Source organism: Variovorax sp. GW822-FHT04A09, assembly GCF_058801005.1.
Map to the genome: position 1 here is coordinate 1 of NZ_JBXAMV010000002.1, position 12,742 is coordinate 12,742.

Sequence of the window (12,742 nt, forward strand, 5' to 3'; positions counted from 1 at the left end):
CAGCAGCACGGAGATCGGGTCGCCCGAGGCGGCGCGCGTGAGCACGAAGACCAGCACGGCCACCAGCGCCAGCACGACGAGCATGCCGGCGAAGCGCGAGGCAATGAAACGGAACAAGCGCGCCTCCTACTTGATCTTCACATTCCAGAAGAAGGGCCAGTTCGTGGGTTGGTAGTTGTCCAGTGCCGGGCTCTTGGCCGAGAGGGCGTTGAACTTGCCGACGCTGATGTACGGCACCTCGTCGTACACCACCTGCTGCACCTTGCCCCACAGTGCGCCGCGCTTGGCCGGATCGCTCTCGGTATTGAATGCGCTGAGCGAGGCCTTCTTGGCGGGTGAGTCCCACCAGCCGGGCGCGCCGTCGCCCAGTTGCGGCGGCGACAGCATGGGCTCGGGGAACAGCCCCGAATGGGTGATGAAGATTTCCCACAGCCGCGGGTCGTTGCGGCGCTGGGTGAGCGTGGCCCAGTCGACCACGTTGAGGTCGACCTTGAAGCCGGCGCGCTTGAGCTGCTCGGCCATCAAGAGTGACATGTTGTAGTGGAAGTCGTACTGGCGGCTGGTGAGCACGCGGATCGGCTCGCCCTTGTAGCCGGCCTTGGCCGCGGCGTCCTTCGCCTTGGTGGCGTTGCGCTGGTTGTACTGGTCGGTGCCCGCCGCCGAGTAGAACGGCGAACTCTTGGGAAAGTGGTTCGCTTCCGCGATGAAGAAGCGCGTGTCGCCGAAGCCGGCCGCGAGCATCTCGCCCTGGCCCATCGCCGTCTGCAGGGCCTGGCGCACGGCCTGGCTGGCGAGCGGACCTTCCTTGGTGTTGAAGACCACCAGCGGAAAACCGAACGCGGGCGTGATGATCGGCAGCGTCTTGCCACTGGCCTTCTCCAGGCGCGGCAGCGCTTCCACCGGCAGCAGGTCGGCAAAGTCGTACTGGCCCGCGAGTGCACCTTCGACACGCGTGCTGGCGTTCGGCACGGGCACGAAGCGCAATTCTTCGATGACCGCTTCGCGCTTGCCGCCGTAGCCGCTCGCAGGTTCCTTGCGCGCGCTGTACTTGTCGAAGCGCGTGAGCAGCACGAACTGGTCGGGGCGACGCTCCTTGAACTTGTAGGGGCCGGTGCCGACGAAGTCCTTCAGCGGCGAGGCCATCGATTCCTTGGCCATCATCGCGGCGGTGCCATTGCTGGGCAAAGCCAGTTGCGAGAGCAGCGGCGCGTACGGCGCCTTCAGCACGATCTCCACGCCCAGCGGGCCCTTGGCCTTGAGGCTCTCGATTTCCTTGCCCACGGCCTTGCCGCGCGGCGACTGGTCCATCCAGCGCTGCAGGCTGGCCACCACGTCGTCCGCAGTGAGCTCGCGCCCGTTGTGCAGCGCCACGCCCTTGCGCAGTGTGATCGCGTAGGTCTTGCCGTCGGCCGAAATTTTCGGCATGCCCTCGGCCAGCATCGGCACCACGTTCCACTTGGCGTCGAAGGTGTAGAGCGTCTCGTACACGTGCTGCATGATGGTTCCGACCAGGTCGGCCGTGGAGGCCATCGGGTCGAGCGTCTGCGGCTCGGCCACCATCGCCAGCGTGGCGAAGTTGCGAGGGCCCTGCGCATGCGCTGGATGGTGGGGCAGCGTGGTGCACAGCATCGCGAGCAGCGAAGCGCCCAGCAGGCTGCGCTTGGACAGGCGGGGCAGGCGCTGGACAACAAGACCGGCGTGAGACATGGGGTGTTCCTTCATGGGCGATCGGTGGGCAATGAATTCACTTTTTTCAGGCCCGAACTTTGAAGCACAACCTATGCCAAAACATCACCATTTACCCTGAGCAATGATCTAAATATTCGAACCCTCCCTTCGAAATTCAATGCCGTTCGCGCACGCATCCGCTGCTAGATTCCGGTCGAATCTTTTCCCACCGAAAGATGGCGTCCGATCGAATTTGCGAGGATGAAAATGAGCACCAAGAAAGTTCTTGCGGTAGGTTTTCTGTTCGGCTGTGCGTTGCTGACGCATGCGGCGATCACCGGGGTGAACCCCCTGGACACGATCAGGAAGGCCGCCACCAGCATGGCCTCCGCGGCCGCTGACCTGGTGGCCGATCCCTTGCCGCTGCAAGGACCCGGACTGGGCAACCTGACCTACACGCAGGCCGAGCTGTTCAAACCCATCTCGATGATCAAGGAAGAGGTGGACACCGGCGTCGGAGCCGGCACCGGCGCCGACGTGCCGAAGATCCCCGGGGGCAGCGTGACGCACCCCACCGCCGGGTACACCAAGTACCACTACGGCCAGAACGTGGGCCTCATGATCAACGGCTACTTCCTGACGACGTTCACGCCCGACGGTGGGCTGGGCCCCGGGGGCTTCCTGCTGTATGACGTCTCCGATCCGCGCAACCTGCGGCTCGTCAAGCGCATCTACGAGCCGGACGGCCGCACCAAGGAGTTGAGGGAGCCGCATTCCATCGGCATCGCCAGCATCGGCGGCAAGCAGTACGTCGCCGTGCCCAGCGTCTTCGGCGTGGAATTCTGGGACTTCACCGACATCAACGATGTCAAGCAAGTGAAGAAGCTGGTGTTGCCCAACGTCAACAAGGGCGACTACAACAACGTGAGCTGGCAGCTGTGGTGGCAGGCGCCCTACCTGTACGTGGCGGCGGCGGAGCAGGGCGTGTTCGTCATCGACGCCGCCGACCCCGCGAACGCAGTGCTCGCGAACCGTGGCGCCGGCAAGCCCAACCCGATACCGACGGGCGAGCTCGGCGGCTTTCGCGTGGGGCCGATCTTCACCATGGGCAACCACATGGTGCTGACGTCCATGACCAACACCAGCGGCTTCGCCAGCCTGGACATTTCGGACCCGCTGAATCCCAAGGTGCTCGACACCGTCTCCGGGTCCACCGCCAGCTACTACTCCACCTGCTTCGACGGCAAGAAGGTCTACGCCTCGGCGCAGGAGAGCGGCGGCAAGATGTACGGCTACGACTTGAGCGACCGCTCGCGCTTCGTGGCCGAGGACAACCGGCTGGTGATCAACCAGCAGCTGTACTGCAGCACGCAAGACAACTTCGTGTTCCAGGGCGCGCAGAACTACATCCACAAGGTCGATGTGAGCAACCCGCTCAACCACGTCGAGGTCGGGCGCGGCGGACTGTTCGCAACGACGCACCCCGATTTCTCGAGCTCCGACCATGGCCAGGTGTCGCCGTTCGGCAACCTGATCTACGTCGGCAACGACCACGGCTCGGGCAGCGGCTTCATCGTGCATGCGGTGGACCCCGACACCACCAAGCCCGAAGTGAAGCAGGTCTCGCCCGTGAACGGTGCGAAGCAGCAGGCCCTCACCTCGCGCATCGGCCTGGGCATGACCGACAGCATCCGCCCGGAGAGCGTGAACGCCAACACCTTCATCGTGCGCTCGGTGGGCGGCAACACGCTGGCGGGAACCTACAGCGTGCAGCTGGGCATCGTCAACTTCCACCCCGCGCAGCCGCTGCAGCCGGGCACCGCCTACGAGGTGTTCCTGCCCGCCAATGGCCTGAAGGACTATGCGGGCAACGCCATCGCGGCCGACTACCGCTCGACCTTCAACACCGGCAACGCCAACGACATCAACCTGATGCACCACTGGGCGCTGACGGGCAACCTGGGCGACCAGATCAGCGCCAACAACGGCACGCCCGCCACCGGCGATGCCTTCGAGAGCATCGGCCTGAACTTCGCCAACCGCACCACGGGCGTGCAACTGAAGAACGACAGCGTGTCCACCACGCTGGGCGGCACCGCTTCGCTGAGTTTCTACATGAAGACCACGCAGGCCGGCGGTGCGAACTCGTGGACCGCGCCCGGCATCTTCGGGCGCGACCAGTCACCGGGCGTGGACGACGTGTTCTGGGGCTGGCTCGACAGCACCGGCAACATCAAGCTGTCGGTGGGCGACCACGCGGGCACGCGCTCGCAAAGCGCCGTGAACGATGGCAACTGGCACCACGTGGTGCTCACGCGCGACGCGGCTTCGGGTGCGCAGGCGGTGTACGTCGACGGCGTGAAGACCACCTCGACCGGGCCGACCGGCACCAAGGGCCTGTCGACCAAGTTCCAGCTGCTGGGGCAGATCCAGGGCAACGCCGCACTCTTCAAGGGCACGCTGGCCGAGGTGCGCGTGTACGGCCGCGTGCTCGGCGACACCGACGTGGCCGCGCTGCGGGCGCAGGCCGTGATCGGCGATCCCGGCATCGTGGGCGCACCGAAGATCGTCAACGGCCAGCTGAGCTTCAACCCGGCCACGCTCGGCGCCACCGGCGCGCAGTTCCGCTGGAACTTCGGCGACGGCACGCAGAGCACGTACGCCTCGCAACCCGGTGTCACGCACACCTACAGCAGCCCCGGCCACTACACCGTGACGCTGACGGTGAAGGCCGCGAACGGCCAGGAGACCTTCTACACCTACAACCTCACGGTGATCGCACCCGTCACGGCGGCGCCGCCGACGCACACGACCAACATCGCGGGCGATGCGAACTCGGTGTATTCGGTGAACCCCGACAGCGGCACGGTGGCGGCCATCAATGCCGAGACCTTCGCCAAGCGCTGGGAAGTGCGCGTGGGCGACGAACCGAAGACGCTGGCCGTGGGCCCCGACGGCCGCATCTGGGTCACGGTGCAGGGCGAAGACAAGCTGGTGGCGCTCAACGCGGCCGACGGCACGCTGTCGACGACGGTGCCGCTGGCCTACGGCAGCGGCCCGTACGGCGTCGTCTTCACGCCCAATGGCACCAAGGGCCTGCTGACGCTGGAGAGCAAGTCGGCCCTGGTCAGCTTCGATCCGACCACCGGCGCCGCCACCGGCACGCTCGCCCTGGAAGGCAGCCTGCGCGGCATTGCGGTCGATGCGGGTTCGCAATCGGCCTACGTGACGCGCTTCAAGTCGAAGATGACGGGCGGCCAACTGCACAAGGTGAACTTGCAGAGCTTCAGCGCCGCCACCACCATCGCCCTGGCGGTCGACACGACCACGGTCGACACCGAGGCCGCATCGCGCGGCGTGCCCAACTACCTGAGCCAGGTGGTGATCTCGCCCGACGGCGCGCGTGCGCTCCTGCCTTCGAAGAAGGACAACATCGTGCGCGGCACCTTCCGCGACGGCCTGCCGCTGGAGCATGACAAGACCGTGCGCTCCATCCTGTCGCAGGTGAACCTGCAGACGGCCGCGGAAGTGTTCAGCGAACAGCTCGACTTCAACGACCGCGCCCCCGCGCGCGCCGCGCTGTACTCGCCGGCCGGCGACTACATCTTCGTGGCGCAGATGGAAGGCAACCGCATCGCCATCGTCGATGCCTACAACCGCTCGGTGCGCGGCGAGATCAACGCCAGCAGCGCGCCGCACGGCCTGTACCTCGATGCGGCGCGCAAGCGGCTGTACGTCAACAACTTCCTGGCGCGCTCGGTGTCGGTGCACGACGTGGCGCAGGTGCTGTCCTCGGAGTCGGCTGCTCCGGCCTTCCTGCAGAACATCACCACGGTCGCGCAGGAACCGATGGCGGCTGCGGCGCTGCGCGGCAAGCAGGTGTTCTACAACGCGTCGGACCGGCGCATGAGCATGAACAACTACATGTCCTGCGCGAGTTGCCATGCCGATGGCAGCGACGACGGCATGGTGTGGGACTTCACGCAGCGCGGCGAGGGCCTGCGCCGCACCATCAGCCTGCAGGGCCGGCGCGGCACGGGCCACGGCAAGCTGCACTGGACCGCCAACTTCGACGAGGTGCAGGACTTCGAGCACGACATCCGCAACGAGTTCGGCGGCACGGGCTTCCTGACCAACGCCGACTTCTCGGCCACGGGCAACCCGCTCGGCGTGCCCAAGGCCGGCCGCAATGCGCAGCTCGACGATCTCGCGGCCTACCTGAACTCGCTGAACAAGTACATGCGCAGCCCGGCCCGCGCGGCGGACGGCAACCTCAGCGTGGACGCGGTGCGCGGACAGACCGTGTTCAACACGGCGCAATGCGCGACCTGCCACACGGCGGGCAGCCTGCGCGACGGTCTGCGGCACGACGTGGGCACCATCCAGCTCTCGTCGGGCAAGGGCAGCAACCAGCCGCTGGCTGGCGTGGGCTTCGACACCCCGACGCTCTACGGCACCTGGAGCAACCCGAGCTTCTTCCACAACGGCCAGAAGGCCACGCTGCAGGACGTGCTCGCGGGCGGCCACGGCAATGCCTCGGGCCTGCCGGCGGCCGACCTGCTGGCACTCGGCGAGTACGTGAAGTCGTTCGACACCGCTCCGGCGATCGACACGCGCATCCGCTCGGAGGTCAACAACCTGTGCGTCAACGTGTCGGGCGGCTCGACGGCCAGCGGCGCCACGGTGGTGCAGTGGGCCTGCGGCAACGGCGCCAACGAGACCTTCACCGTCAACAGCAGCGGCGGCTACAGCCAGTTCGTCGCGAAGCACAGCGGCCTGTGCCTGGCGCAGGGCAACACCAATGCCGGCGGCGGCCCGGTGGTGCAGCTGGCGTGCACGGCGGGCGCGGCCACGCAGTGGAGCGTGGTCGGGGCGACGCTGCGCAACCGGGTGTCTTCGGGTGCGTGCCTCGATGTGCCCGGCTCGACCACCACGCAGGGCACGGCGCTGTCCACCTACGCCTGCCATGGCGGGGCCAACCAGCGCTGGAGCCAGATTCCCTGAGCTCCTGCGCTCTTTCTCTCTCTTTCTCTCGCTCTCCAAAAAAGGAAATCACGTGTCGGCACTCCAACTCTCCCTCCCAGGCGGCTATCGGTTCATTCCGGGCGTCCAGCAGTACTCGGCTGGCGTGGCCGCCGAACCTGGGTTTCGCATCGAGCGCGTGCGCTTCCTGGAGCCCCTGCCCCTGAAGCAGGGCTTTCGTCGCATCAAGGAAATCCTGGAGGAGGCCTCGCGCCCGCTGGCCGCCTTCTGCGCGTGTGAACTGCGGTCCCCGGCACCGTTCACCGAACAGGGCTTCGTCGAGTTCAACAACCTCTACGTGGGCACGTTGAAGGAGTGGGGCATCTTCATCGGCGACCTGAACCCGGTGGCGCGAAGCAACGTGTGCCCCGCGCTGTCGCCGCCGTCGGAGCCCTCGTTCCATGCCTTCAGCTACACCGTGCCCGACGCCGAGGCGGCGGCATCGTTCGTGGTGGCCGGCAGCGCCGAAGCGCCGGAAGGCAAGGGGCACTACCGCGACCATGCCGTGCGCCTGGGCGACACCTCGCCGCCCGCCATCCTGAAGAAGGCGCAGTGGGTGCTCGACGAAATGGAACGCCGACTGGCATCGCTGGGCTTCACCTGGGCCAGCACCACGGGCTCCCAGCTGTACACGGTGCACGACATCCATCCCTTCATCGCCGACGAGATCGTCAAGCGCGGTGCCGCGCGGCACGGGCTCACGTGGCACTACAACCGCCCGCCCGTGGTCGATCTCGAGTACGAGATGGATTGCCGCAGCGTCCAGTTCGAACGCGTCGCGGTCTGACCGCGCGCGGGTCGCCACACCTTCTCACCGAGATGCCCATGCCCAAGAAATTGCCGCATCGCCTGGCCGCCACCTGCCTCGTCCTGAGCGCGTTCCTGGCGGCCGGCCTCGCCGCTGCGCAGAACATCCAGGAGCGCACCTTCAAGTTCGCCTTCGTGAACCAGAAGGAGCATCCGCAGGGCATGGGGGCGCAGCGCTTCTCGGAGATCGTCGAGAAGAAGAGCGGCGGCAAGATGAAGGTGAAGCTCTTTCCTTCGGGCGTGCTGGGCGGCGATGCCTCGGTCATCGCCTCACTGCAGGGCGGCACGGTGGAAATGACGATGGCGATCCCGGGCCTGCTCTCGGGCATGGCCCGGGAGTTCTCGCTGTTCGACCTGCCGTTCCTGTTCAACAACGAGAAGGAAGCCGACTTCGTGCTCGATGGCCCGGTCGGCCGCAAGCTGCTGGACAAGCTGCCCGAGAAGGGGCTGATCGGCCTCACCTACTTCGAGCACGGCTTTCGCAACGTCACCAACAGCCGGCGGCCGGTGGCGAAGATGGAAGACCTGCAGGGCCTGAAGCTGCGCGTGATGCAGATCCCCGTGATGATCGATGCCTTCCGCGCGCTGGGCGCCAACCCGTCGCCGCTGCCGCTGCCCGAGGTCTACACCGCGCTGGAGCAGAAGGCCGTCGACGGCCAGGAAAATCCGTACTCGCTGGTGGAAGCCTCGAAGTACTACGAGATCCAGAAGTACGGCTCCAACACGCGGCACGTGTTCAACCCCGTGGTGCTGCTGTTCAGCAAGAAGCGCTGGGAGCAGCTGTCGGAAGACGAACGCAAGATCCTTCTCGATGCGGCCCGGGAGACGCAGCCTTTCCAGCGCGCCGCCAACCGCGACGTCAACGCCAGGGCCGCCGAGTTCCTGAAGGGCCAGGGCATGGTGCTGACCGAGTTCCCCGCCGCCGAGCGCGAGCGCCTGCGCGAGAAGCTCGCGCCGGTCACGGACAAGCATGTCAGGCAGATCGATCCGGCGCTGACCCAGGAACTGTTCTCCGAGCTCGGCAAGGCACGCAGCAGCGCCGCCAGATAGCCAGCCAACCAACCACCAAGGAATGACGAATGAAGCTGTTGCGTTACGGGGCCGTCGGCCAGGAAAAGCCGGCGATGCTCGACGCAGAAGGCCGCTTGCGCGACCTCTCCATGCACGTGAACGACATCGCACACGAGGTGCTGCTGCCCGCCGGCCTGGCGCGCCTCGCCGCGCTGGACCCGCAGAGCCTTCCACTGGTGGAAGGCGCCCCGCGCATCGGCGCCTGCGTGGCCGGCTCGGGCAAGTTCATCTGCATCGGGCTCAACTACTCGGACCACGCGGCCGAGACCGGCGCCACGGTGCCGCCCGAGCCCATCGTTTTTTTGAAGGCCACCTCGGCGATCGGCGGACCGAACGACGTGCTGGAGATTCCGCGCGGTTCCACCAAGACCGATTGGGAGGTGGAGCTGGGCGTGGTGATCGGCAAGACCGCGAAGTACGTCAGCGAAGCGGATGCGATGGACCACGTTGCGGGCTACTGCCTGATCAACGACGTGTCGGAGCGCGCCTTTCAAACCGAACGCCAGGGCCAGTGGACCAAGGGCAAGTCGGCCGACACCTTCGGACCGATCGGGCCCTGGCTCGTGACGCCCGATGAAGTGCCCGACCCGCAGCAGCTGGACATGTGGCTGGAGGTCAACGGCGTGCGGCGCCAGAGCGGCTCCACGGCCACCATGGTCTACGGCGTGCGTTACCTGATCGCGTACCTCTCGCAGTTCATGAGCCTGCGCCCGGGGGACATCATTTCCACCGGAACCCCGCCCGGCGTGGGCATGGGGTTCAAGCCGCCGGTCTACCTGAAGGGCGGCGATGTCGTCACGCTGGGCATCGAGGGCCTGGGCACCCAGCGGCAGGTCGCCACGCAATTCGATTGAAGGGGAGGTGGCAGGGGGCGGCAGCGGGCCGTGAGGCGCCCGCTGCTGCCGCTGTGTCAGACCAGCGTGGCGCTCACGCCGCGCTGCACCACGGGCGCGATGCCGGCGTAGAAGAACGCCAGGCTGTCTTCCGGCCCGTTGACGGCGCGCCCGCGCACCTTGGCCATGGCGCAGACGCCGACCTGTGCACTGTCGGGGCCGATCACGAGGACGAAGGGGTTGTCGTCGTCGCCGCGCAGGTAGCGTCCGCCGAACTCGCGGCGTGCGGTTTCGAACACATAGGCCGACGCCAGAAAGTGCAGGTCGTCGGGCAAGGGCGCCTGCTGCTGGAAGAAGTCTTCGAGCACCTGGTCGACCAGGACCAGCGAGGCTTCGGAGTAGTCGAGCGCCGTGCTGTCGATGGGCGCGCCGGGTTGCGAGAAGGCGCCGATGAAGTCTTCCGCCTGCGAGGCCATGCCGGCCTCGAGGGTCGACGGCATTTCTGCTTCCGGCTGCTTTTTCTTCTTCAGGAAATCGAACAGTCCCATGGTGCTCAGGCCTGCACCGCGGCCGACAGTTGCCGCAGCATGGCCGACTGCCGCGCCTCTTCGGCGTCGCGCAGGCTCTTCGCGGCGCGCGCCGCGACGTAGGTGACGTACAGGGTCTCGACGGCCCGCGCCCATTCGTGCGCCTTCTGCGACACGCCTTCCGCCTTCACCGGCGAGCCGGTCGCCATCGGCGTCGACAGGTCGTCCAGCGGACGGGCCGGGACGTCGACGCCGGCCTTCCCGAGGATCACGGCTTTCTGAAGGATGGTGAGCATGGCGGACCTCTCTTTTTTCTTGTTCCAGAGTAACAGCGCCCTTCGCGGGCTGCCATTCGCCAGATGACGTATCCGCCCCCGAATTCAAGATGAACTTTCGGCTGACATGGGGTTTGTCTGGGTGGCCGGAAGCAGGGCCTACACGAAGCGCCATCGGCCTCTCGCAATGTCCCTTCGGTGGTTCTGGATGCAAATAATATTTGTTTTCATTCTCAATAGAATTGATGCTGATCAGTTGGTACGCAACAACAACGCATCCCGAGAGCGGCCCTGTTTTTCCTGCCGTTTCCCGTGGAGTTTTTGCATGTTGTTTTCGCGTTGCGGCCGTCGGCCGCGTCCGTCGGTGCTGGCGCTGGCCGCCGCATCCCTTTTTTCTCCCGCCCTGTTCGCCCAGACGCCCGCTGAACAACAACTGCGCGAGGTCGTCGTCAGCGCGACCGGCTTCGAGCAGGAACTCAAGGACGCGCCCGCGTCCATTTCGGTGATCACGCGCCAGGAGCTGGAAACGCGCCAGTTCCGCGACCTGGCCGAGGCGCTGCAGAACGTCGAAGGCATCGACGTGGGCGGCTCGACCGGCAAGACCGGGGGCCTGGACATCTCGATCCGCGGCATGCCCAGCGACTACACGTTGATCCTCATCGACGGCCGCCGCCAGAACGTGGCCGGCGACGTGACGCCCAACGGCTTCGGCGCCGCGCACACCAGCTTCATGCCGCCGCTGGCGGCCATCGAGCGCATCGAGGTCATCCGCGGCCCGATGTCCACGCTGTACGGCTCCGACGCCATGGGCGGCGTGGTCAACATCATCACGCGCAAGGTGGCGCGCGAATGGGGCGGCCAGGTGACGATGGAAACCGGCATTCCGCAGGACAGCGAGTGGGGTTCGCAGACGCGCTCCAGCGTCTACCTGAGCGGCCCCGTGGCCACCGACCTGCTGGGCCTGACCCTGCGCGGCAACATCTACCGCCGCGAAGCTGCCGACTGGGTGCTGGCTCCCGGCCAGGCGCAGCCCGCGACGGCGCGCAACCCCGCGCCCGCCGAGAGCCGCCAGCACAGCGTGGGCGGGCGCCTGATGCTCACGCCCAACCGCCAGCACGACATCTGGCTCGACGTGGAATCGGGCCGCAGCTGGTACGACAACGAAGACGGGCGCCTGGGCACGCGCGATGCCGCCGCGCCCAACCGCACCGGCAACAACCCGCCGGGCTATCTGGACGCGTTGCGCTTCAACCGCGACCAGGTCGCCATCGGCCACACCGGGCGCCTGGGCTTCGGCACGGTGGAAAGCAGCCTGATGCACACCACGACCGAAACCGTCGGCCGCACGATTCCTGGCGGCGCCATCCCGCGCAATGCCGCGGCCCGCCGCACCGTGTACTGGCTGAACGAAGCCGACCGCGGCCGCGCGCGCGAACTCAAGACCACCAACCTCGTGCTCGACAGCAAGCTCGTCGCGCCGGTGGGCGACGCCCACGTGCTGACCGTCGGCGGCCAGTGGTGGGACGCCAAGCTGGTCGACGGCCTGCTGCCGCGCTCGCAGAGCCAGACCATGTGGGCGCTGTTCGCCGAAGACGAATGGCGCCTCGCACCCGGCCTCACCGCCACGCTGGGCGGTCGCTACGACCATCACAGCGCCTTCGGCGGCCACGTGAGCCCGCGCGGCTACCTGGTCTGGGACGCCACGCCGCAGTGGACCTTCAAGGGCGGCGTCAGCAAGGGCTTTCGCGCGCCGCGCCTGAACCAGCTGATCGACGGCATCAGCGGCGTGAGCGGCCAGGGCGCCACGCTCAACATCGGCAACCCGAACCTCAAGCCCGAGACCAGCACCAGCACCGAGCTGTCGGCGCTGTTCAACAACCAGAAGGGCCTGACCGCCTCGGCGACCCTGTTCCACAACAAGGTGAAGGACAAGATCGCCAGCGGCGGCGACTGCAGCGTGGCGCGCATTTCCAGCTGCGTGGTCGACCCGACCGCCAACTACTCGGTCAACGTCGACCAGGCCAAGACCTGGGGCATGGAGCTGAGCAGCCGCGTGCAGCTGACCAAGGCCTGGGGCCTGAAGGCGGGCTACACCTGGACCGACAGCGAAGTGGTCGAGGGTGGCGTGAAGAACGGCAAGCTGGCCGACACCGCGCGCCACCTGCTGCACGCGCAGCTCGACTGGAACCCCGACGCCAAATGGCGCTTCTGGCTGCGTGGCGAGTACCGCGGCAAGAGCCCGCGCTTCACCGGCGACCCGGCGCGCCTCACGGGCAACAACCTGGCGATCTACCGCGCGGTGGGCGACATCAAGGCGTACCACCTGTTCCACCTCGGCGGCTCCTACCAGGTGTCGAAGAACGTGCGCCTGAACGCCAACATCAACAACCTGTTCAACAAGGACTTCCGCAAGTTCCAGCAGGTGAACCTGGCGGGCACTTCGGCCTGGGTCAACGAGTACTTCCAGGGCGGTGCGTCGGTGGCGGGCACCACGCCGGCCGGACGCACGATCTGGCTGTCGGCGAACGTGACGTTCTGA

The 12,742-nt window shown here is 66.8% G+C and carries 8 protein-coding genes; 5 read left to right on the forward strand and 3 right to left on the reverse strand.

The window, feature by feature from the left end:
* Nucleotides 1-126: 126 nt before the first annotated feature.
* Entirely contained in the window at nucleotides 127-1,707 is a 1,581-nt protein-coding gene (locus AC1RLW_RS11040) for an ABC transporter substrate-binding protein (protein ID WP_493193080.1), read from the reverse strand.
* Nucleotides 1,708-1,935: 228 nt separating this feature from the next.
* Between AC1RLW_RS11040 and AC1RLW_RS11045 the strand changes: the two genes are divergently transcribed.
* From AC1RLW_RS11045 to AC1RLW_RS11060, 4 genes are read left to right on the forward strand one after another with little or no spacing between them, the layout of a single operon-like run.
* Entirely contained in the window at nucleotides 1,936-6,672 is a 4,737-nt protein-coding gene (locus AC1RLW_RS11045; protein WP_493193081.1) for an Ig-like domain-containing protein, read from the forward strand.
* A 52-nt stretch (nucleotides 6,673-6,724) separates the two neighbouring features.
* Nucleotides 6,725-7,477 carry a 2-amino-5-chloromuconate deaminase CnbZ gene (cnbZ, locus tag AC1RLW_RS11050; RefSeq protein ID WP_062479841.1) on the forward strand — a complete coding sequence of 251 codons (753 nt, stop codon included), beginning with the start codon at nucleotides 6,725-6,727 and terminating at the stop codon, nucleotides 7,475-7,477.
* Nucleotides 7,478-7,515: 38 nt separating this feature from the next.
* The gene (locus AC1RLW_RS11055; protein ID WP_062479843.1) at nucleotides 7,516-8,547 is read left to right on the forward strand and encodes a TRAP transporter substrate-binding protein; all 1,032 of its coding nucleotides are present in this window, start codon (nucleotides 7,516-7,518) and stop codon (nucleotides 8,545-8,547) included.
* Between the two features lie 29 nt (nucleotides 8,548-8,576).
* Nucleotides 8,577-9,422, forward strand: coding sequence for a fumarylacetoacetate hydrolase family protein (locus tag AC1RLW_RS11060; RefSeq protein WP_493193082.1), 846 nt, complete (start codon nucleotides 8,577-8,579; stop codon nucleotides 9,420-9,422).
* A gap of 56 nt (nucleotides 9,423-9,478) precedes the next feature.
* On the opposite strand, the gene AC1RLW_RS11065 is transcribed toward AC1RLW_RS11060, so the two are convergent.
* Together AC1RLW_RS11065 and AC1RLW_RS11070 are read right to left on the reverse strand one after the other, a co-directional pair.
* Complete coding sequence (locus tag AC1RLW_RS11065; protein ID WP_493193083.1) at nucleotides 9,479-9,949, reverse strand: hypothetical protein; 471 nt, start codon at nucleotides 9,947-9,949, stop codon at nucleotides 9,479-9,481.
* Nucleotides 9,950-9,954: 5 nt separating this feature from the next.
* On the reverse strand, nucleotides 9,955-10,224 hold the full coding sequence (locus AC1RLW_RS11070) for a hypothetical protein (RefSeq protein WP_307589336.1): 270 nt from the start codon (nucleotides 10,222-10,224) through the stop codon (nucleotides 9,955-9,957).
* 304 nt (nucleotides 10,225-10,528) lie between these two features.
* Between AC1RLW_RS11070 and AC1RLW_RS11075 the strand changes: the two genes are divergently transcribed.
* Nucleotides 10,529-12,742 (forward strand): TonB-dependent receptor domain-containing protein, encoded by a 2,214-nt coding sequence (locus tag AC1RLW_RS11075; protein ID WP_493193084.1) that lies wholly within the window; start codon nucleotides 10,529-10,531, stop codon nucleotides 12,740-12,742.

What these genes read in the sequence shown, in the direction of transcription:
- AC1RLW_RS11065 (WP_493193083.1), bottom strand. Translation starts at nt 9,949, where the DNA reads ATGGGACTGTTCGATTTCCTGAAGAAGAAAAAGCAGCCGGAAGCAGAA.
- AC1RLW_RS11040 (WP_493193080.1), bottom strand. Translation starts at nt 1,707, where the DNA reads ATGTCTCACGCCGGTCTTGTTGTCCAGCGCCTGCCCCGCCTGTCCAAG.
- AC1RLW_RS11045 (WP_493193081.1), top strand. Translation starts at nt 1,936, where the DNA reads ATGAGCACCAAGAAAGTTCTTGCGGTAGGTTTTCTGTTCGGCTGTGCG.
- AC1RLW_RS11055 (WP_062479843.1), top strand. Translation starts at nt 7,516, where the DNA reads ATGCCCAAGAAATTGCCGCATCGCCTGGCCGCCACCTGCCTCGTCCTG.
- AC1RLW_RS11070 (WP_307589336.1), bottom strand. Translation starts at nt 10,224, where the DNA reads ATGCTCACCATCCTTCAGAAAGCCGTGATCCTCGGGAAGGCCGGCGTC.
- AC1RLW_RS11075 (WP_493193084.1), top strand. Translation starts at nt 10,529, where the DNA reads ATGTTGTTTTCGCGTTGCGGCCGTCGGCCGCGTCCGTCGGTGCTGGCG.
- AC1RLW_RS11060 (WP_493193082.1), top strand. Translation starts at nt 8,577, where the DNA reads ATGAAGCTGTTGCGTTACGGGGCCGTCGGCCAGGAAAAGCCGGCGATG.